Genomic DNA, 21720 nt, shown 5'->3' with positions numbered 1-21720 from the left:
ATGAAAAAGTTTATTTTTAAATATGACCCACAAGCTTCCCCTCGTAGGATGTTTCAAGGTTTTTGAGAAGCAGTGGATACCGGCAAAAAACACATTCAACCAAAAAATTTAATGATTGCTAACCGTTTAGAAACCATTTATCGAGTAGCTAGTCAAGCCCGAATGGACTTATTAGCCTGTTTAGTAGCAGAGCAGCCCGCTAATATTCAAGAATTAGCCCAATTGCTTAATCGTGATTATGCTAATGTATGAAGAGATTGCCAAGCCCTAAACAGTTNTAGAAAAACAAATTAGGGAATTGGAACAAGGAAAAAAAAGCAAGAACCAAAAAAGGAAAATATTGTTTTATTGTCTATAAAAATAACTATTATGACACATAATTTTGAAGAATTTAGAAATTGACTTTTGGCTAAAATAGCAGAAAGTGAAGAAAATAAAAACCAAGCAGGAAGATACGAAGAATGATTACAAGTTTTAGAGAACGAAGATAACTGAAAAAAAGCTTGTTTAGGAAAAGCAAGAGAAAATCCACAAAAACCTTTAATTGGTTCCGGAATAGAGAAATTTATTTTTGAATGAATAAAAGAACAAGACCGGAAGACTATTAATTTATTAGCAGAGAAATTAGGAGAAATCCAAGCCCAAGGAGAAAATGTTGATAATTTAACTACTCAAATCCAAGAATTACAACAAAAACTTAACCAACAACAACAAAGCGAAGAAGTTTTTAGAAATAATATTGAAGATTTAACAAATCAACTAGACACTGCCAGGCAAGAATTTCAAGAAAAAATAGATAGACAAAAACAGGAATTGCAAAGTCAAATCAACCAATTAAATCAACAGAATATTTATCAACAAAATCAGCAGACTATTACTAATCTTAATAGTTCCCTAACTATTGCTAATAATACTAACGGTCAATTGCAAACAGAGAATCAATCTCTCCAAACTCAATTAGAGCAAACTAAAAAAGATAAAGAGAAAGTAGAGAAAGAACTAGTAGACTTAAAACAGGAGCACCAAGAATTACAAAACCAAGTCCAAGCCCTAATGGCAGAAATAAGTACTGGTTCGCAGCAAATGGCTTTTATACAGCAGAGGGAATAAACAATCAGCAGCAAGAGCAAAAAACTCACTAATCATAAAATAATTAAGGTTTCCAATAAATAGCCTTTATTTTTAACCAAAAAACCATTATGTAAAAACGCTAAAAAGGTTAACGCCCTTCCAATTAAAAGTGAATTGCTAACGCAGTGATTTGGTGAGTATTCTTTAAAATAATTCTTTTTCTTGGGTTGTTTGCCACTAAAAGGAAAATAGCGGCTGTTTAATAATTGAACTAGTTTCATAATTAATTCATGAGTGATGCCATGTTCTAAATGTTTATCACAGTGAGAACTAATGCAGAAATATTTAATTAAGTGGTCATTGACCATAATTTTTTGGTCTTCTAGCGGATAAAGAAAATAGGTAATTACTTCTTTTTTGGCTTTTTTGGGGCGATGTTTCTTTGCTCGTCATGGAATATAATGTTTTTTAAAGCAACAAAGCCTTTCTGCTTTAAATCAACCCCCTACTCTTATACTTTCTTCACCTCCCCTTATATTTACCTAACAATAACTGCTGAAATTCCCCATTTTCCCGCAAGCATTTATTACAAATCAACTTTTCCTCACCAACTTTATCAGTTCAAAAGCGTATTTGGTTGCGGTTTTTAACTCCTTTATCTTTTTGCTTACCAACTATCACTCCTTCACAAAAACTACACCAAGCAAAATAATTCTTGCTCGCGGTTTTCTTACTTCTCTGATAACTCAGCCCACTCTTAATTACTTGGTCGGTGATTTTCTTTTGCTGTTTTTTAGTCAAACGCTTCTTTTTCCAACCGCACCACAAGCAATTCACCGGCAATTGCTCATAAGCCGCCTTTCCCGGCTTATTCTCTAAACGATAAATCAAACACTTATGACACCGGGGACACAGCCACAAGTTAACTTCTCTATGTGCTAACTCACAGTTCTGTTTACAATAATAGCATAAGTTCAGTTTCGTTGGTCAGCCGCGTTCTTGCCAAAGTTTTTGATAACGAGGGGTTTCTGGGGGTTTTAGGTTCCAAAGTGAACTCACTGGCACCAATCTAATTTCTGGTGAACTGCATCACTGACAAGTAGGATATTTAGTAAATTTTACTACTTTTTTCATACTAAGCTTGCTTATTAGTAAGAGCTAACCAAAAAGATTTGAGCACACTTTCTCAAATTTCTGGTTTTATTTTCCCTAGTCTTTTGAGTAAACGCAGTTTTTTATCAACGGTGTGAATTCGATTAAGCAATATCCGGCTAGTTTCATTTAGTCCGGTTTCTTGATTAGCGATGATTGGGATCTCGAAAAATTGGACTTCTTCGGGAATTACTTCCTGGGTAGTAATAGTCGCCACAATTTTTTCTTCATAAGGATAAAGGCAAACTTTTCTGTGGCGATTGTTACTCAAATATCATTTATCAGAGAAATAAAAAAATTATCAAACTAACCTCTGAGTAATGTTAATTTTACTTCCAATATCCCCTCTTCACATACTCATTAAACAAATACTTCTTTCTAGTAGGCATGTTTTTTAAATAGTTGGCCAAGCATTCTCCACATAAAACTTTTTGTGGAATATTTAAGCCTCAAAAAGCAGGATTATTGCGGTTTTTAATGGTTCCATGCTTACCGGCTCCTTTTATTCTTTTTTCGCATTTTTCGCAGTAAGTATAACCATAATTATCATAGTCATAATAAGGAGTGCGAGGCTTATTACTTGCTTTGCACCTACACTTTTTTATTTTTTCTTCCTTTTCCCGTAAAGAATTAGTAAAAAGTTCATGTAATTCTTTTGCTTCTAGTTCTAAACAAGCACAATTGCTTAAATGTTGCTTGTCTTTAAGCCATTTTGTCGCACAATTAGCATTTACCGGTAAGCAATCATAAGCATCCAATCACTCGCTAATATTAATTCCTCAATGCTTTTGATGCCATTTTTGCTGTTCCGTTCAACTTAATGCTCCTGACGACCTGCCCCCAGTTTTCTTAATTAAACAATCACGGCAAACTAACTTGTTATTCACTAGCAAATCATAGCCGTCTACTTCTTTGCTGCCACACTTGTCGCACCCTGGATAATCACGCAAAAGTTTTAATTGCTGAATGCTGGCTTGCCATTCTTTCGCTTCTCGCTGATAAACTTGTTGGTAGTCGGCATATTCTTTTGCTTCCTCTGCTTCTCGCTGAAAATAACACGGACAACAGTAGCCTTGCCAGTCTCTAACACAGTTAGTCAGCAGTCCACAGGGTTTTCGCTGTCGACAACCCGCACAATAATAGCTTCTAAACTGATGCTTTTGCTTCCGATNTGCATCACTGACAAGTAGGATATTTAGTAAATTTTACTACTTTTTTCATACTAAGCTTGCTTATTAGTAAGAGCTAACCAAAAAGATTTGAGCACACTTTCTCAAATTTCTGGCTTTACTTTGCCTAGTCTTTTGAGTAAACGCAACTTTTTATCAACGGTGTGAATTCGATTAAGCAATATCCGGCTAGTTTCATTTAGTCCGGTTTCTTGATTAGCGATGATTGGGATCTCGAAAAATTGGACTTCTTCGGGAATTACTTCCTGGGTAGTAATAGTCGCCACAATTTTTTCTTCATAAGGATAAAGGCAAACTTTTCTGTGGCGATTGTTACTCAAATATCATTTATCAGAGAAATAAAAAAATTATCAAACTAACCTCTGAGTAATGTTAATTTTACTTCCAATATCCCCTCTTCACATACTCATTAAACAAATACTTCTTTCTAGTAGGCATGTTTTTTAAATAGTTGGCCAAGCATTCTCCACATAAAACTTTTTGTGGAATATTTAAGCCTCAAAAAGCAGGATTATTGCGGTTTTTAATGGTTCCATGCTTACCGGCTCCTTTTATTCTTTTTTCGCATTTTTCGCAGTAAGTATAACCATAATTATCATAGTCATAATAAGGAGTGCGAGGCTTATTACTTGCTTTGCACCTACACTTTTTTATTTTTTCTTCCTTTTCCCGTAAAGAATTAGTAAAAAGTTCATGTAATTCTTTTGCTTCTAGTTCTAAACAAGCACAATTGCTTAAATGTTGCTTGTCTTTAAGCCATTTTGTCGCACAATTAGCATTTACCGGTAAGCAATCATAAGCATCCAATCACTCGCTAATATTAATTCCTCAATGCTTTTGATGCCATTTTTGCTGTTCCGTTCAACTTAATGCTCCTGACGACCTGCCCCCAGTTTTCTTAATTAAACAATCACGGCAAACTAACTTGTTATTCACTAGCAAATCATAGCCGTCTACTTCTTTGCTGCCACACTTGTCGCACCCTGGATAATCACGCAAAAGTTTTAATTGCTGAATGCTGGCTTGCCATTCTTTCGCTTCTCGCTGATAAACTTGTTGGTAGTCGGCATATTCTTTTGCTTCCTCTGCTTCTCGCTGAAAATAACACGGACAACAGTAGCCTTGCCAGTCTCTAACACAGTTAGTCAGCAGTCCACAGGGTTTTCGCTGTCGACAACCCGCACAATAATAGCTTCTAAACTGATGCTTTTGCTTCCGATATTCTTTTCAATTCCATTCAGACATTGCTAATATAAAAATGTTTTTATAACCAGTAGGAGACTAAAATATCTTTATGGAGGTTAAAGCCTTGCTTAAATATTATCGCCAAGACGAGTTTTTAATGAGTTCAGGCAAGAAAATATTTATTGAAATTAAGTTGTGAAAGTTAGCAACCGATAAGCCTGAATTTCCCGAGGGTTATAAGTTTAAATGAATGGCTTTCAATCGTGATAATCCGCGGGAGATGATTCGATTTGACAATCATCGTGGCAAAGGTCCCCATTACCATGAAAATGGCACCGAGGTCTTTTTTATCTGAAAGTCTCGCCAGCATACTCAACAAATGTTTTACCAAATGATTATTAAAAAATTTGGTAATTTTATCCAAAAATTATAAATATGAAAGGGCGAACAAAAAATGAAGTTTTTATCTTCCGCTATGATCCAAATAGTTCTTTTGAGGGAATGTTTAAGGAGTTTTGAGCCGCAGTAGACGGAAAATCCCATTCCGTAGAGCCGCATATTGTTCGTTCTAGCAGCATTGAAGCTCTTTCAACTAATATGACTAAAAATCGTTTACGATTATTTGCTACTTTGGTCGAAAAAAAACCAACCAACTTGACTGAATTAGCTAATTTACTCCAAAAAGACTATGCTTTGGTGCGACGTGATGCTCACATTTTAGAGGGTATGGGCTTGATTAAATTAGAAAAAGTTAGCAAAGAAGCCTCCAATAAGCAAGGCAGTAAAGTTAAGTTTAATGAAATTAAGCCCATTGCTCTTTACCAGCGAATTATCTTTGATTTTCCGGTTTTTGAGGATAAAGTTTCGGCAGAAAAAACATTCTCAGACGGTCGTCGTTTGCGGGTTCCTGTTTAGTTAAGAATTTTTGCTTGCTGTTTTTTAGAAAGTTTTTTCGCTTTTTCTTTTCAGCACTTTTTTAAACTCACCAGAGTTAAAAACAAAACAACTTCTTTGACCTACTTTTCAAGGAGGATTAAAAACAATATTGCTTAACTTTAATGTTAATTTTACTTGTCAAGCATTTCCATAGCAAAAATAAGGACATATATGTATTTTTACCTCCCCCTATTGCGTAATTAAAAAAAAGTAACAAAAAAAATTTTCCTTAAAAAGCCTCTTTTTGCCTTAAATTGAAAGGATTTTAACCCTTTTTCTCACATTTTTCGCAACAATTTGCTCTTGGCAAGCAAAAGTTTGGACGGACAATTAATGATTTCACTTTTTATAAAAAAAATAATAAAATTTAATTACTTATTTAATTAATTGACCGGCGAAAGTTGGGAGGATTTGCCGACTAAAAGGAAACAAAAACGAGAAAAAACGAGGAGAAAAGAGGTCAGAAATTTCAATTTACTGTCCAAAAATGGGGGAAAAGCAAGGAAAAACAGCTGCAATTTTTCATTTTTGGGGAAATGTGGGGGAATTTTCTTTGGTTCTTTCTTTTAAAGGTCTATTTTTAATAGCAATTTTTGTTTAATAAATAAACTGCATTCTTAATCATTATGCCTCTATGCATTAAAAATAACTATATGACTGGACGCAACATAAATATTTATTTTCAAGAGGAAACCTACAACAAACTTCGTCAAACAATCGGAGCAAGGAAAATTAGCCATTTTGTCAACGTTACCATCGAGGAAAAACTACAAAAAATTCAACGACAAGCAAAAGAAACCTTAAAACAAAAAAAGATTGCTGGTTATCAAAGAGCAATGAAGAACAAAACACTACAAAAAGAGTTAGAAATTTACGATGAAGTAGTTGGAGATGGTCTAGAACAAAATGAATAAATCACTACTTTTTTCCCCGGAAGACAAGGCTTTTCCTAAACGCGGAGAGATTTGATTAACCGACTTCAACCGCTTAAAAGAAAAAGAAATTAACAAAATTCGTCCCTCTTTGGTAATTAGTGATAATATTCAAAATGAACTTGATCGGTGGATAGTAGTGGTGGCTATGACTACCGAAGATAGCGAAGACCTCCAACCATCGGAAGTTTTTATTAAAAATACTCCGAAAACAGGAATAGATCATCCCAGCAAACTTCAATTTCATTATCCTCGCACCATCGATAAAAAATTACGTTTGATAAAGCGTTTAGGAATAACTAGCAGAGAAATAATGACCCAAGCCAAAGCGGCTTGAGAAATGGCTTTTGCTGTGGAGGATTGATAAAAAAATTTAGCTAAGAAGAAAATTACCAGGAAATTTGTTGAGAGAACAAAAGTAAGTAATCAAAAAGCAAACTAGTCCGATAATTTAATAACTCACTTGAAGAAAAAGCATCCCCTTTCCCTCGACAAATATCATAAAGTTTTTTTTCAGTAATGTTTAATTTTTGAAAGGTGGGGTAGCTGGTTGAATAACTTGGGCTTGTGATTGATTTTGTTGGCTCTCTAATTCACCTTTAAGTCGTTGGTTTTCTCGTTCAAATTCAGCAATCTTGCCCTGTAATTCAGAAATTTGTTGGTCTTTTTCTTCTTTTAATCCTTTAATTGTGCTAATAAGAGTATATTCAGAACCATTATGTTCAACTTCTTCTTCCACTAAATCATAGTTAACTCAATTTTGGGCTAAAAGAGCATCCATTTCGCTTTCTAATTTAACCAACAATTTTTGCCATTCCGTCTTTTCTTTTTCGTGAGCGATTTGTCGTTGATTAATAACTTCATAATCACTTTCACTGATATTTATCTTGTCAAACTCTTGATTTTCTAAATTCTGAACTGTCCGCCTAGTCTTTTCAATTAATTGGTCTAATTGAACTACTTGTTTTTCTGAAGAGTTAATTTTTGTTCTTAGTCAACGAGCAAAATGAAGAGCCTCAGTAACTCCTTCTAGTCCTTGGCCAAAAATGTTTTTTAGGAAATGATTAAAAGTAATCACTGCTTCTCGCTTCTCAGTTGGTTCTTTTCTTAACTCTTTTTGTAAATCTTCATAAAGTCATTTTTCCATCTGCTCCCTAACTTCACGAGCTTCAACTAAATTGCGATAATATTCAATTTCATCATCTTGACGGGCTTCCCAAGCAATATAAGGAGCGGTTGCAAGAAAAGTAATTGCTTTAATAATTTGGGCCTTCATGATATTATGTTTTAATGCTTTTTTACAGTGATCTCCATTATGTGTTTTTTAAAATTAACTTTTGTTGTTTTTTCAATAAGTAATTCCTTGCCTAACTTCTTGTAAAGCACGACTGGTCAATTCCTCGTTGCTTAAATATTTTTTTAATTGTTGAACAATTAGTTCATTTTTCTTTTTTTCTTCTTCTAAGCTTGTTTGTAATTGGTCGATTTTTTGATCTTTTTGCTGATTAATGGTGATTTGATTTGCTAAACTCTCGCTAACTCAACGAAGTTTTCTTTGCTCTTCTTGATTTGCTCAAGCAGGAACAACTTTATACCGCCCATTCTGCTTTTTCAAGTCATCAATAATTCGATCTTTGACCTGGACTTGATTTGCGTAAACTTGCTGATTAACTCGAATTTGTCTTTGTAAATTTTCGACTTCTCTCTTCAAATTGGTTATATTGACTTGATTTTCTTGAACAACCCTTTGAAACTCAGCCTCTTTTGCCCTTAACTGAACTTCACTTTGATTTTGAGAAGATTGAGAATTAGCAAGTTGGCACTGAAGCTGCTGAATTTTGCTTTGCAGCTGGTCAAATTCTTGAGTCTTTTCTCAAAGTTGAGTTTGCAATTCAGAAAGCATTCGAACCTCAGTCTGATTTAAGTTTCGACACTCCTTAACCAATTCAACAAAATTCTCAGGAGGATTATGAAAATATCCAAGATAGAGTGACTGTCAACAATTTGTTTCATAATCTAAACTAAAATAATTTCTAGTTCCTTCTAATTCTAAGAATCTTTTAGCTCTTTCAGGAAAAAAAGACGCACCAACAATTACACCTTTCACCATCTCTTCGAATATTTTTTTTAACTGATCAGAAATTATAATTTCCATGTTGTTTCTTTGTCTTCTTTCCAATAAACCTTCTCATTCTTCTACTAATTCATTAATCTTCACCTGTGTTTCAGGTGAAGTAGTTTCATAAGAAAAATTTCCTTTATCTCTTATTCTTTTTGCCAATTCAAATTTATTATTGGGAAAACCTATTACCTCTTCCCCCTGTCAAATTCTGATTACCAACCTTGCTCAGTTTCCGAGGGAAGGAGAATTATAATGATTGATTGCTCCTTGTGCCATAGTAAGCGGATAAAGTTGAGCGTCTCTTTGAGCAAGTTCTAAAAATTTTTGCTCGATTTCTTGAATTCTAGGATTAGTCATTATTTACCTCCAACCTATTCGCTTCTTTCTTGATCATTAATAATTTTTCTTGTCGCAAATTTCGATGATTATATTTTAAGTTTTGATTTTCAGCAAAAGCACAATCGCTAATTTTGTCTTGTAAATTATGATCTTTTTTTGCCCTATTTATCAGACTCTGTCGTTTCACACTATTCATATATTTATAATTATTATTTTATTTTATTTCTTATTAATCAATAAATAAAAACACCAATAATGCCCATTCCGAGAGTAATTCCTGCTATTATTCAAATTGCGTTTGGTTTTTCAATCGGTTTTTTCTCATTTTTACTTAGTGATTGAGTATTCACAGATAACTGTTTGGATTCAATTATTTTATTTCTCTTTTCTTGAATAAAGTTTTTCATATGCTTCACAATTGCTTGACTGCTAGTCAACTCATTCATTTCAGAACGTAAACTTTGGCACTCTTCTGCAGATGCAACTCCCCTTAAACCCTTATCAATAATCTCTTCGCTAGCAAATTTCTTAACTTCTTCGACTGATTTAAATACTTTGCCTTCTCCTAACGTTTTTAATAAACTAAGAATTATGTCGATTTTTTCTTCAATTTTTTCCTCTTTTCCTATGACTGTATCAACTTTATTATCTAAATTATCAATACGATTTTTGAGAGCTTTAATTTCTTCTTTTAGTGATTCAGCATCATTATTATCATTCTTAACTGCTGGAAAAGAATCACCAGTTGAGTCAGGTTTTTCTGTAGAAGTTGGTAAATTTGTACCATCTTTTGAAAAGCTATCAGTTGATGAAGCAGGAAAATTAGAAGAAAAATTGTTTTTTCGCTCATTACTATCATCAAAATCAGTTGAACCAGAACTTGAAAAAGGCGAACCACCCGGAGAACCACCTATACTAGTCTCGCTACTACTACTACTGCCATTAACAGAATTAGTTGAGGAAGAGTTATTGTTTACATTTTGAGAATTTGGTTGGTAACTTTCTCTGTTGTCGCTGGATTGATAACTTTGCTGATTATTATTAAATGTTGAACCAGTAAAAGGTTGTTGTTGTTGTTGTTGTTGCGTTCCTTGTTCTTTTGCAACGGTGATTAAACGGATTAAGCGGTCTCGTTCGGCGTTAATGGCCGTTTCCACTGTGCCGTTGTTAATGGCGTCGGCTCAGTTAGCACGCTCTAAGACTGTATCTTTGTCTCGACCGTTAACTCGTCCGCCTATTTCGTTAGTGTTTCAAGTATTGTTAACCTCATTAATGGCCGCAACTTGAGCCTTTTCTAGATTAGTTTCTCCAATCCAATCAACTTCTACTCAAACATCATTGCTTTCATCAATTTTATCTTTAATAAATTCTCTTAACCTTAACTTGGCACCAGCTTCATAAACAATCCCTATTTTTTGCTCACCAATAATTTCTTTAAGGAATTCAAAAGAAAGTTTATCTCTAAATTTATTTTCATCTAATATTTCTTTGCTTTCTTTAAAAATAGTTGCTATTTCCTTTCATATTTTATCAGTATAAAGATTGTCGTTTCATTTTAAACTACCGATTTTTACTTCACTAAAACCACCTAATATTTTCTTTTTTTTTGAGATTTTTTTGCTTATATCAACCCAACTCTTAAATTTTTCAAAAATATCTTGGCTAGCAAAATGATTATTATCAATTAACTTCTTGGCATTTTTGATTTTATAGATTAGACTATTCGGATCGTTTTCGTCTCCCCAGGGATTATCAATAGACAATTTATCTAATTGCCTGGTCTTAACATTTTTGAGAAGTTTTTTGATTGTCGCCAGCTTAACAATCTTTATTTTTTTATTTAGATCAACTTTTTCTTTATTAGCATACTTTATTATTTCACTTAATTTATATTTTTTTTCTTTATTAGCAACAGAACTCATCGCTGAATCGCCAATAATTACAGGAACATTTGTTGCTGAAGTTTCAGGTTTTTCCTCATCATTTATTAAATTTGAATTAGGCAAAAAATTCTTTTTTTTTGCTTTGTCTCTTTGTTCGTCGACCAATGAACCATCTTTTGTGGAAGTTTCAGATGAAGAAAAGTCAAAATAATTATTATTTCTAATGTCTGGAAGAATTAGCGAATTATTACTTACATCTCCCTTACTTTCAATTGTTTGGCGATGATTACTTTCCCCTAATAGTTCTTTTAATTCATAATCTTCATCATTAAACAGTTTGATCGTTAGCAAGTCTTTTTCATTAGTAAAGCATGAATCTTTTTCTATTTTTAATCTATAAAGATGTTCGTTTTTTAAATTTTCAACTGGTGAGCCATCAAACCAGAATAATTCCCTGTTAACTTCGAATTGAAGATATTTAATCTTTAGCTCTCTAAGAAGAAGTTTTTGTAAGTCCCCACTAGGATAAATTTCATAAACAATAATACCTTCTTGACTGCTTAGTTGAAAACGCTTTTTTACCCGAAAATCAAATACTACTTTTTTGACTAAATTGTTTTCTTGTAAATTATTATCTTTATTTTGTTGTTGTTCCGTTTCTCTATTTCCCTTATTTGCTTTGTTTTTGTTTTTGTTAGTCTCATCAGAAAAGTTACTAAAAGTATTTTGAGTTTTTAATAATTCTCTTTCTTCTTCGATAGAAAATTTAAAGTCTTCTTTGTCGTCTAGACTTCAATCATTAAATTCTTTATCTTGCCGGTATCTTTCTAACAAAGCACGGGTAGCGGCTATTACATAAACTCCACAATCATAACCATTATTTTGCTGAGGCATCTTTTCTACTTTAAGATGATTTTCAATTTCTCCAGCTGAAATGCCCAGTTTAGCAAATATTTCTTTACAAAGAGGTTTAAAATAGGGAAAACTGGAATTACCATATGAATCATAATAGTGAAGAGTCTTTTTACTCTTTTCATAAACAAACAAAGACCAATGATTATTCTCTTTATTGGCAGGAAGAAAAACTAACTCATTTTCATTTAATCTTTTGTTGATTAAAGTATCGATTTTTCGTTCTTTCTCCTCTCGACTATTTCCACTTGCTAAATCTCCTAAATAAAGTGGATCCAATAAAAATACATTTCTTAATTCTCTGTTTTCCTTGAAGGAATCATAGGCTTTTTTTATGTCATCACCCATTAATCATCTATTATTCTCATTATTTGGTAAAGTTGAAACTGTTCTGCCTAGAAATGGAGTTGAATTGTTTATTTGTTCACTTTTTTCATTTTCAAAAGAGGGAATTTTTGGAATTGGTAACTTATTTACCGCGATAGTTTCCTGGATTTCTTTTTTTTCTCTGCAAGAAATTTCCTTTCTTAATATTGCTTTCTTACTTTCAGTTAATTTCTCAGCAGAGCTAACTTCTAATAATTCTTGGGTTTCAGAAGGCAAATCAGTAAAATCTTTTCCTAACTCTTTACTAATTTCCTGCTTAACCAAATCAACAAAACTAGTTAAAAGCTCTTGGGATTCTCGATCATTGTTTCCTCGACCTCTTTTTACACTGCTTAAATAATAAAAAATTTTATCAATTACTGTAGCTCGAATATCTTCCACCTCTAACTTACTATTTGCCCCGTTAATTTTTCTAGAATAATTTATCGGATCTTCACAGAAAACAACTTCACGGGCTCTTGTTAACTCTTTATCTTTGACAAAGACAGCATTGATAATTAGATTATCTAAATATTCAATGATTTTTTGCTTGTCTTCTTTATTAACATTAGAGGAAAATTTAGAAGATTCTGTTGATTTTTCTCCTAGCAGTTCTTCCTCTACTTCTGAATTCTCAGCATTAACTAATTTTAATTTACTAAATAAAGAACCCATTTCGTTTTCTTTTTCTCCAAGAACCTTCTCGATTACTTTTTGATTAACTGCTACATTCTTAGTTTTATTAACTGTTTTAATCATTAATTCTACTTCAATTTCGTAACTTTCTTTTTCTTTCAATGAACTAAGGAAGCCACTAAAATCAGTTAAATATTTATTAATCTTTTCTTTATCTTTGGAATTAAGAAGATCATTACCTTCCTCTATTCATTTATTTATTTTCTCTAATAATTTACTTTTTACTTTTTGTACTTCTTCTATTCTATCTAAAACTTCCCCAAAAAGATTTCATGATTTCTCCTTTAATTCTTTTATCTTTTCTTTGTCTTCCTCCAGCACTATTTCAATCAACAACTTATCAATTTTTCTAATGCAATTGACTTTTCCAGGCTCACTTAATTCCTCCTTGGTCAATTTTGGCTTAGCAGATAATAATTTTTCTTCAGCAGATTTCCTAGCACCGCCATCTAATCCTAACTCTTCAATTTTTTCTCAAAAAACTCGTCTTCAACCATTAGCTTCTCCGATAATTTTTAAATAATCTCTGACACGCTTAATTGCTTCATGCTGATAAATTTCACTAATACTTAAGCAAAAATCTTCTATTTTCATCAATTCATTTTCTTTTCAAAGTCTCGAATAATCCTCGTACTTTCAAATCTTTCCATAGTCAATTATTTCCTCCCAAGTTAAGTCACTAGATTTTAACTCTTCTTCCAAAACAAACTTGATCTTTCCCGCAAATTCCTTATTAACTCTAGATTTGCTCATTCTCCTCCATTGTTTCAAGTTTGAATAAAATCTTAAATAATCTGAATCTATTATCTTATCCTCTTCATCTAATTCCTCTAAACAAAGATCATATTTCATACTTTCTGCTTCATTTCTTAAAACTTTACGAGCATTCTCTAATTTTTTAAATAGTTCAGTATCACCTCCTGATTTATCAGGGTGATATTTAAGGGCAAGTTTTTTATACTGTTTTTCAATTTGCTCAGATGTAGCTCCTTCGGGAAGTTCGAGGGTATCATAAAACTCCTTTTTGTTATTTCTATTAGCTTCTTTAATAAGCCTTTTTTTATTATTATATATTTTTAAAAGAAAATTAACAAAACGCTCTCTCATTTTTTTTTCTGTTCACTCACCTTTTTTCTTCAACCAATTTACTCAATAATCCACTTTTTTTTCATCAGAAAGTTCTTCATACGGAAGATCATCTTTATTGCTTATTTCAAGGTTAATAAGTTCAGTTAAAAGTGGAAAATTAAAACTTTCCCTTATCTTTTTACGTAATAATTCTATTCTTTTATTGAGCAATAACTCTTCTTTTGAGTCATAAAGTTCTTGAGGATTACCTGTTTTTATTTCTCGCAATCTTTTTAAATATTCTTCTTGTTCATTATCGGATAAGGGGCTTTCCAACTTTTCTTTAACCTCTTCAAAAGTTTCCTTTTTATATTTAGTGCTTCTGATAGGATTTCCAATTTTGTTTTTTATTCAATCATCAATAAATGAAGAGTCTTTTTTTAGACCATAAAATAAATATAAATAGTTAAGTCAATTTCTAAATATTTCACTTTGTTCTGAAGAAGAATAAAATAATATTTCTTCAGTATTTGATCCATCCCTACTAATTATTTTTTTCACTTTTTCTACATTAGAGAAGATTGAAGAGACTGAATTTCTTAAACTTGCTAAATAATTGTATTTTTCTTGAAAAACTTCGAATCCTAGTTCTTCCTTGTACCTTTTTTCAAATTCGCCAAAAAACGAACTTCTTTCTTTTAAAGCCCAATTTTTTACTTCTTTTAAATCCATTAAGTCATTTAGATTTTTCGAGAGCGGATTTTCTTCTAATATTTCCTCTTTAAATTTTTCAATTTCTTCTTCAGAAACTCCAAAATTAACTTTGCAATTTATAGAAAAATCGGCAATCAATAACTCATAGGCTTCTTGAAACTCTTGGAATTTTTTTCGGCTTGCTGCCAAATTATCTTTTTCGGAATGATATTGAAAAAATAATTTTCGGTAAGCCCTCTTAATTTCAATTTCAGAAACACTCTTATTTTTGTCTAAGCCAAGTATTTTAAAGGCTTTGTTTTTTTCTTCTATTTTCATACCATTTATTTCTCCCCAATAAATTCCTGCTTATCAATAAAAAACTAACAAGCAGATTAAATCGTTTTATACTAACTGTTCCCCGGTGGAAAAGTAGTACGTGCCTCCATCTTTTCTCACTGAGTTTGACTATTTTCTAATTTAATTATTTCGGTTTGAAGTTGGCAAAGTTCTTCAACTTCCTCCTCACCAAGTTTGTCAACTAATTTACCTTTAATCTTTTGCAATCTATCTTGAGCTTGAGAGCAATGCTTCTGATTAGCACTTTTAGAAAAAATTAAAGCATTAAAACTTTCTTGATTACCTAAAAGTGTTTCTAGAAGAAATTCCTGGCTATCTCCTAATTTTCTCTTAGCCATAATCCTTAATGTTTCTAATTCATTCATTTTTGTTTGTAATTGGGTTTGAATAGTCTCTTGCAACCCACGTTTTTTAATCTTTGCTAATTCCTTACTTAACTCTTGGGCTTTTGTTCTTTCTTTACTTAATTCATTTTCAGTTTTTCTTTTTTCTTGAATAATCCTTTCTGACTCTCTGATACTAATTCTTTCGTTTTCTATTTTAGTTTTTTCAAATTGAAGGTTTTCAAGTCGAACTTGTAAGTTTTCAACAAGATTCTCCGCTTCCTCTTTTTTTTGGCGAAGTTTTTCATGCTTTTCAGGATTAAATCATTCATTCTCCATCCTGCTTTTTTCGAGCTGAATAACATTGAATCGTTCTCGCAATTGATCCATTTCTTTTTTAGAATTAACCAATTCTCTTCTTACCCCCTCGATTTCTTCTCTTTCCTTTTGTATATCTTTCTCAAGAACACTTATTTTCTCATCACTTTTTTCCTTTTTAGATTGAAGAATGCCGAATTTTTTTTGTAAATCAGAAAGTTCATTCTTGACAGTAAGCCAATTCTGATTAACTTTGTTGATAAGTTCTTTTTTTTCCTGTAGATCTTCTTTAAGCACACCTAAACTTTCATTATTATTTTCTCTTTCTTCTCAAAGTTCCTTAATGAATCAGGATGGTATAACTTCTTCAATTTCACAACTTCCATTATTAATACTCTGAACAATGTTAGAATCATCTTTTTCTAATTCCCCAGTAAAGGAAAATTGATAAATGTTTTTCCTAAATGAGTCTTTTCAATTAGTGTCTTCAAAAAAATTAGGAGAAAAAGACAAATTTTCTTCATTGCAGCCCACAACTACTCTAAATTTCTCACTATTAATTTCTTCATTTTCAATTTCTATACCTTCCCATTCGAGGATATATGTTTTTTTTGCATTCTCATTAGTCATAATATTATTATTTTTATATAATTCTTTTAATAATTTTAATTTGTTTTCTAATTCGTCAATTTCTCCAGTAAAGAAATCTAACACTTCTACCCTTTTATTAAGAGTGATTATTTCCTCACTTTGCCTAGTTAATTCACTTTGCAACTCTTCTAAATTATTTCCCAATAATTTTACCCTTTCTTTATGTCGCTCTTTTTCTCCCCAAACTCCTTTTATAAAATCACCAGTAGTAACGTCCTCAATCTGAAATTCCCCCTCTTTGATAGACTTAATAATATTAGATTCGTCTTTCTCTAGTTCTCCGGAAGACGAAAACTTATAAATTCTCCCCCTTTGAAAAAAATTTTTATATTTCGTGCTTGGAAAAAAGTCAGAATAAAAAAGCAAACTTTTTTCTTCACTTCCTGTAATAACTTTAAACAACTCACAATAGCCTGAATCATTGATATCTATTCCTTCTCACTCCAAGATGATAACTCTCGCTTCATTGTTATTATCATTAATTAACTCGTTTCGTAAACTATCTATCAGATGAATAAACTTTTGTTTTTCTTCTTGGGAAATCTCATTTGAAGTTCCAATTTTGGCTTTTAAGAAATTAACCCCATGTTTTAGTTGAAAATTCTCTTGTTTATATTTGAATTCTTTTCTTTCCAATCACCTTTTAGCTAAATTTACATTCTCTAATTCAATTTGGTAATTTTCTAAGTCTTTTTTTTGCTTAGATAAATTGCTTTCTATTTTTTGAATTTCAGTTGCTTTCTTTTGATTTTCTTTTACTAAACCTTTAACTTTATCATAATTTGCCTTATAAAGTTCCATTTGTTTTTTTAACGAAACAATATGGGATCGCAAATGGGGATATTTATTGGCTGGCTCTTTTTCCGCATTAACTAAATTATCATAAAAACTATTCCAATCAGTTCCGCCAACATAAATATCACCATCGTCTCCTCCTAGCAAACTAAAAAATCTGTTTCTTTTTGAATTAAGTTTTTCCACAGCAAATAATTTACTACCTCATGTTTTATCCCATAATTTTTTCTCTTCTTTATTAAAGTTATTCATTCTTAATTCTTCAATTTGATCCTTAAGGTCTTGTATGTGAATTTCATAGTCAATTTTAATTTGATTCTCAAGGTTTTGCGTCTTAATTTCATGGTCAACATTCAAACTACTAACAATTTTCCACGCTTCACCACTATTAAAATAAGATAATTCACGAAGATTTTCTAAACCATCTAAATCTTCTAGAGGATTGTTAAAGCAGAATAATGTTTTTAACTTTTCATTCTGGCTAACTTTCAATTCTTTTAACCGATTATTAGAACAAATTAAACTTTCTAAGTTAACTAATTCGCTAATTTCAAGTTTATTAATCTCATTATCATAAACATCAACTTCTTTTATCTGGGGACAACCATTAATGATTAAACCAGTTATTTTCTTGTTACCTGAGAAAGAAATTTTTTGCAAATTAGGAAAATCTTGGATAACTAAATCTCCTTCTAACTCTTCTCCATAAGCATTATTAATTTCTGTAATTTGTGTTCTTTCATTAAGTGGAAATTTTTCGTTTAATCATTCTTGGGCACTTTTCATATTTTTCAAATTTGTATTTATATTTTTATTACTGCTAGTATAAATTTTATTTATTATTTTTAATTTGTTGAGCAATTCTTGAAAACTGGGCTGTAACCTTTCTGAGCACCAACTACTACTATAGCGATCAAAAGCAGTTTGAGCAATGCTTAATTTTTCCTCTCAAGAAATGTTTTCTTTTAAAAAACCAAAACGACTTTCAAGATATCAACCAGCATAATTTTTTTTTGCCTTCTTTCATCATCCGTCGATTAACTCTTTTTCTTTCCTCATCATCACTTGATTCGTTTCAGAATTTTTCGTCCTCACCTGCTGCTCTTCATTTCGGCAATCTTGACAACGAACTTTTTCTCCAAGATAATAAACAAATTGAACTTCTTTCTGGCATTTATCACATTTTAACATAACTTTATTATTAAGCATATTTTTATAGTAAAAAAAATTTTTATGTTGCTTTTTTTAGTTTTTATACTTATTATGTATACGTGTACGCATCTCATAATTAGAACTAACCTAAACAAGAAAATTTTTATTGAAATAAAAAGCCAAAAAAGTTAAACAAAAATTATTTAAGTCGCAATTATTTTTTTGTCAATGGTCATTAAAAATAAATTATACTTTGACGAAAACTAACGAAAATTTATCAAATACAGAATCACCAGAGAATTTTTTCCCAGAAAGGGAGAATTACGCCCTTAAACCCAAAAATAAATCCCGTAGGTGAAAATACACTAAACCAGATATTCAAAAACAATGTTTAATTTGTGATAAGCAATTTAAAGTAAAATACAATCTAGCCCGTCAACAATACAGCCAAAAAAACAATTGAGGCTATTGAACCCAAAAAGAAAGTAATCAGCATAAATATCTCTGTGATGCTTGTTTAGTTAAAATCTTAAATGGCAAAAGATTTGATGCTTTTGATTGAATTCCTGCTAATAAGGCGGCTAATTTTAGGTCTTATTTAGCCAGGGGTGATTTTAAATTTAGTTAAAATCTCTTATATGAATAATGACGCACAACAACATTTAAACCAAATCACCCGTAAAGGACGCATTTATTACCTAGATATCAGCAATAGAGACCTAGCAGGAAACGCAGATTTAAGCGAATTCACCACTCTCCAAAGTTTCAATGTGGCAAATAATCATTTTGAGAACCTTGATTTTTTAAATAGTTTACCCAATAAAGATAAATTACAAAGCCTTAATCTTTTTGGTAATCAAATCCAAGAAATAGATTTTGCCAAGTTATTTACTGATTTTCCTAATTTAAAGCGAATCAATATCAGCAAAAATCCGGCTAGTGCGAAAAACTTAAACAACCTAACCAGCGAGCAGTTTAGCAAAATCATTGAAGGTATTAAAACCAAACAAATCCAACTTAATTGCTGAAAAGGCACTGTGCTAATGGATTTATTGGTTCATGCCAAAGAATTAGTTGGCAGAGGCAATACTAATCAACAAACCCAAGCTCATATGTCTTACTTGCAAGAAATAGTTAGTCAGCCGCAAAAAACAGAAGTTAAGGAAAAAACGACAGATAATAACCAAATTTCGCCCAAAAATTCCCATGTCAACACTTATCTATTAGTTGGCGGCTTAATTCTTTTTGGTTTAGCAGTATTAGGAATTGGCTACTGGCTAGGAAAAAGAAAAAATGCCACTAAAAACTTCCTTGCCAAGTAAAATATTAGTATAATCTTTTAACCAAAAAACCATTATGTGAGGGCTACGCCCATCTCTACGGGTCAAGGGTTTAACAAGAGTTAGTGAGAGTTTGTAAAAGCGTTTGCTAACTGAAAAAAAATCGTTAAATAAATACTGGGAAAGTATATTTTTATTTTTAAATATATGCTTTCTAATTTACAAGTTTTAAAGCAAATTCGCCAAAGAATTCAAACTATCCCAAACCAGCACGGAGAATTTAAACGTAAAGAACACTATTGTTGTTATCTTTTGTGCCAAAAAGCCGGTTTAAGAGTAAGTGAAGCAGTGAATTTCAATCTAAATCAAAAAACCCATAAAGGCTTATATAGTATCAAAACCAAAGGCAAGAAAAATCGTTATGTTTATGTTCCCAAAAAAGTCATTAGTGAACTTAAAAAATGTGAATGAAAACCCCAGCAAACTAATCGCTTCAACTTTTACCATTTCCTAAAAAGCATTAAAAAATCCCTAGAAATCCCTGCTAATACTGAACTAACTCCCCACACTTTGCGGAGAAGTTTTGCCACCTATCACGCAGAAGCAGGATTACCTTTACCATTACTCCAAAAACTTTTAGGCCACCAAAGCATTAGAACTACCGCTTTATATTGGATGAATATTTATGCCGAAGATGATGGAAACAACGACACTGAAAGCATTCTAGCAGGAAAACAATGACTAGAAAAATCCAAGCCGCCGCAACCTGAACCCGAAGAACCTATTAAAGTTAATTTAGACCAACCACCCATTCTATTTACACCAAATTTGCCACCATTCAGCCCAACCCAAACAGAGCCTTTAACCAAAATTCACCAACTAAAAAACCAATTAACCCAAATCCACCGAGAAAACAACAATTTAAAAGCAGAGAATAGTGATTTACAGCAGGATTTAAACAATTTAAGCGAACAAAACATTAACTTATGCCAGGAGTTAACTCAAACAACAGCCGAAAAACAGCAAATTCAGCAAAAATTAACTACTGCTAAGGAAACTATTAGCCAACTAACCCAAGATTTAGCCAACGAAAGAGAGAAAAGTGCTGTCACCGAGAATAATTTACTCACAGAAAAGCAAATCAACCAATCTCTCCAAGAGACTAACGCTAATTTAACGCAAAAAAATCAGGCTGACAAGCAAACTATCACCACCCTCCAAAATGCTTATCAAATCGCACTGAAAGATAAAGAAACCACTCAAAAACAGTTAAACCAACTCCTCATTGAAATCAAAAAAGCCGCCCAGCAGTTTCACCAATGGCAAAAACTCAACTATTACCAACAACCAGAAAGAGAACACCAAACATTAGAAGCAAAAATAATTCACCCACCACCATGAAAGAAAACTTAACTAACTGCTTTTATTGCCAGAATCTAAAAAACCTGCTTTCTGTCAGCAAAGGAAAATGTGCTTTTTGTGGTGTAGAAAGCAATCCACTTTATTTAGTTGCTTATCAGTCTCAACCCACTTTTTTCTGCTGTGGCTGTGCTTGATGACAGTTTCCTAGGAGTGAAAAAGAAAAAGCCGCAGAAAGCAAATGATATCAGGAATGGAAAAAAAATCTTTAAAATAACTTTATTTCTCTTTCCTAGCCAAATATATTTTTTTTCCTTTTGAACAATCAGAATCAAAGCATAAACGGTAAATTTTTCCTCCTAACTCAATTCCTTTTTTCGAGCAAGATTGACAAAAAGAGAGATAAGAACCTTTACTTTTTAGTTGGTATACATCTTTTGAAATTACTTTTTGACATTTATGGCAGGAGTATTTAGGCATTTATTTTTTGCCTCCTCAACTTTTCTTCTTTACAATCAACACAATAAGTAGGATAATCATTTAAATAATCTAAACTAGGAGCAGGAGAGAAAACTATACTTTTTTTAAATTTCTTTTGACATTTATCACAAATAAAGTTTACTTTTCAGAATTGGTTTAATTGAATTGGTTTTTTTGGTTTATTCTTTGAAAGCATGCTTTTCTTATAAACTTCCAATGCCTCCTCTAAAACTTCAATCATTAAGCATTCTTTTTCTGTCGCTAATTTCTTTAACTCTCTATGAAATTCAGGCTTCGCTTTTAAAGACAGTGGTTTCGTCCTGCCTGTAATTCTTTTATCACTTGGGGCTAATTCTGGGGCTTGTAAGTTTTGACTAGCTTCTTGGGGTGCTTCTCCCAAAACCTCTAAACTTCGTAATCTTTTAACTTTTTCTCACTTATTCATAAATATATTTTA

The 21720-nt window shown here is 32.0% G+C and carries 22 protein-coding genes; 10 read left to right on the top strand and 12 right to left on the bottom strand.

From position 1 onward, the window contains the following. Window positions 1-294, top strand: coding sequence for an HVO_A0114 family putative DNA-binding protein (locus GvMRE_RS14640; protein ID WP_147411179.1), 294 nt, complete (start codon window positions 1-3; stop codon window positions 292-294). 75 nt (window positions 295-369) lie between these two features. After that, window positions 370-1110: a hypothetical protein gene (locus tag GvMRE_RS10560; RefSeq protein WP_147410979.1), complete on the top strand. Its 741-nt coding sequence runs from the start codon at window positions 370-372 to the stop codon at window positions 1108-1110. A 453-nt stretch (window positions 1111-1563) separates the two neighbouring features. On the opposite strand, the gene GvMRE_RS10555 is transcribed toward GvMRE_RS10560, so the two are convergent. From GvMRE_RS10555 to GvMRE_RS10535, 5 genes are all read right to left on the bottom strand, one after another. Continuing rightward, window positions 1564-2205 (bottom strand): hypothetical protein, encoded by a 642-nt coding sequence (locus GvMRE_RS10555; RefSeq protein ID WP_147411177.1) that lies wholly within the window; start codon window positions 2203-2205, stop codon window positions 1564-1566. Between the two features lies 1 nt (window position 2206). Then, window positions 2207-2494: a type II toxin-antitoxin system PemK/MazF family toxin gene (locus tag GvMRE_RS10550; protein ID WP_147411175.1), complete on the bottom strand. Its 288-nt coding sequence runs from the start codon at window positions 2492-2494 to the stop codon at window positions 2207-2209. A gap of 58 nt (window positions 2495-2552) precedes the next feature. After that, the gene (locus GvMRE_RS10545) at window positions 2553-3173 is read right to left on the bottom strand and encodes a hypothetical protein (protein WP_147411173.1); all 621 of its coding nucleotides are present in this window, start codon (window positions 3171-3173) and stop codon (window positions 2553-2555) included. 272 nt (window positions 3174-3445) lie between these two features. Continuing rightward, a complete protein-coding gene (locus tag GvMRE_RS10540) occupies window positions 3446-3733 on the bottom strand; it encodes a type II toxin-antitoxin system PemK/MazF family toxin (RefSeq protein ID WP_147411171.1) in 288 nt (95 codons plus the stop codon). A gap of 58 nt (window positions 3734-3791) precedes the next feature. Next, window positions 3792-4658 (bottom strand): hypothetical protein, encoded by an 867-nt coding sequence (locus tag GvMRE_RS10535; RefSeq protein ID WP_147411170.1) that lies wholly within the window; start codon window positions 4656-4658, stop codon window positions 3792-3794. A 49-nt stretch (window positions 4659-4707) separates the two neighbouring features. Between GvMRE_RS10535 and GvMRE_RS10530 the strand changes: the two genes are divergently transcribed. The 4 genes from GvMRE_RS10530 (at window position 4708) to GvMRE_RS10515 (ending at window position 6833) form a co-directional block, all read left to right on the top strand. Beyond that, a complete protein-coding gene (locus tag GvMRE_RS10530) occupies window positions 4708-5031 on the top strand; it encodes a hypothetical protein (RefSeq protein ID WP_147411168.1) in 324 nt (107 codons plus the stop codon). Window positions 5032-5033: 2 nt separating this feature from the next. After that, on the top strand, window positions 5034-5513 hold the full coding sequence (locus tag GvMRE_RS10525; protein ID WP_147411166.1) for an HVO_A0114 family putative DNA-binding protein: 480 nt from the start codon (window positions 5034-5036) through the stop codon (window positions 5511-5513). A 674-nt stretch (window positions 5514-6187) separates the two neighbouring features. Beyond that, window positions 6188-6448 carry a hypothetical protein gene (locus GvMRE_RS10520; RefSeq protein WP_147411164.1) on the top strand — a complete coding sequence of 87 codons (261 nt, stop codon included), beginning with the start codon at window positions 6188-6190 and terminating at the stop codon, window positions 6446-6448. Then, entirely contained in the window at window positions 6441-6833 is a 393-nt protein-coding gene (locus GvMRE_RS10515) for a type II toxin-antitoxin system PemK/MazF family toxin (protein WP_147411162.1), read from the top strand. Before GvMRE_RS10520 ends, GvMRE_RS10515 begins: the two co-directional genes overlap by 8 nt. Window positions 6834-6989: 156 nt before the next feature. Here GvMRE_RS10515 and GvMRE_RS10510 read toward each other — a convergent pair whose 3' ends face one another. The 5 genes from GvMRE_RS10510 to GvMRE_RS10490 form a co-directional block, all read right to left on the bottom strand. Further along, window positions 6990-7742 carry a hypothetical protein gene (locus GvMRE_RS10510; protein WP_147411160.1) on the bottom strand — a complete coding sequence of 251 codons (753 nt, stop codon included), beginning with the start codon at window positions 7740-7742 and terminating at the stop codon, window positions 6990-6992. 54 nt (window positions 7743-7796) lie between these two features. After that, window positions 7797-8945: a hypothetical protein gene (locus GvMRE_RS10505; RefSeq protein ID WP_147411158.1), complete on the bottom strand. Its 1149-nt coding sequence runs from the start codon at window positions 8943-8945 to the stop codon at window positions 7797-7799. Further along, window positions 8938-9123, bottom strand: a complete 186-nt coding sequence (locus GvMRE_RS10500) for a hypothetical protein (RefSeq protein ID WP_147411156.1) — start codon at window positions 9121-9123, stop codon at window positions 8938-8940. The genes GvMRE_RS10505 and GvMRE_RS10500 overlap by 8 nt, the downstream gene beginning before the upstream one ends. A 13-nt stretch (window positions 9124-9136) precedes the next feature. Continuing rightward, a complete protein-coding gene (locus tag GvMRE_RS10495) occupies window positions 9137-14884 on the bottom strand; it encodes a DnaJ domain-containing protein (protein WP_147411154.1) in 5748 nt (1915 codons plus the stop codon). A 71-nt stretch (window positions 14885-14955) separates the two neighbouring features. Next, window positions 14956-18201, bottom strand: coding sequence for a leucine-rich repeat domain-containing protein (locus GvMRE_RS10490; RefSeq protein WP_147411153.1), 3246 nt, complete (start codon window positions 18199-18201; stop codon window positions 14956-14958). Between the two features lie 196 nt (window positions 18202-18397). On the opposite strand from GvMRE_RS10490, the gene GvMRE_RS10485 reads away from it, so the two are divergent. From GvMRE_RS10485 to GvMRE_RS10470, 4 genes are all read left to right on the top strand, one after another. Next, window positions 18398-18772 carry a hypothetical protein gene (locus GvMRE_RS10485; RefSeq protein ID WP_147411152.1) on the top strand — a complete coding sequence of 125 codons (375 nt, stop codon included), beginning with the start codon at window positions 18398-18400 and terminating at the stop codon, window positions 18770-18772. A gap of 10 nt (window positions 18773-18782) precedes the next feature. Further along, complete coding sequence (locus GvMRE_RS10480; protein WP_147411151.1) at window positions 18783-19466, top strand: leucine-rich repeat domain-containing protein; 684 nt, start codon at window positions 18783-18785, stop codon at window positions 19464-19466. A 165-nt stretch (window positions 19467-19631) separates the two neighbouring features. Next, window positions 19632-20837 (top strand): tyrosine-type recombinase/integrase, encoded by a 1206-nt coding sequence (locus GvMRE_RS10475; protein ID WP_147411149.1) that lies wholly within the window; start codon window positions 19632-19634, stop codon window positions 20835-20837. Beyond that, window positions 20822-21055 carry a hypothetical protein gene (locus GvMRE_RS10470; protein ID WP_147411148.1) on the top strand — a complete coding sequence of 78 codons (234 nt, stop codon included), beginning with the start codon at window positions 20822-20824 and terminating at the stop codon, window positions 21053-21055. Before GvMRE_RS10475 ends, GvMRE_RS10470 begins: the two co-directional genes overlap by 16 nt. Window positions 21056-21062: 7 nt before the next feature. Here GvMRE_RS10470 and GvMRE_RS10465 read toward each other — a convergent pair whose 3' ends face one another. Beyond that, on the bottom strand, window positions 21063-21263 hold the full coding sequence (locus GvMRE_RS10465) for a hypothetical protein (protein WP_147411147.1): 201 nt from the start codon (window positions 21261-21263) through the stop codon (window positions 21063-21065). Beyond that, entirely contained in the window at window positions 21256-21708 is a 453-nt protein-coding gene (locus tag GvMRE_RS10460; RefSeq protein WP_147411145.1) for a hypothetical protein, read from the bottom strand. Before GvMRE_RS10460 ends, GvMRE_RS10465 begins: the two co-directional genes overlap by 8 nt. Between the last annotated feature and the right edge of the window lie 12 nt (window positions 21709-21720).

This window comes from endosymbiont GvMRE of Glomus versiforme (genome assembly GCF_003546845.1).
The sequence above is the reverse complement of the archived record's forward strand: the minus strand, read 5'-3'. Positions and strand labels throughout refer to the sequence as shown.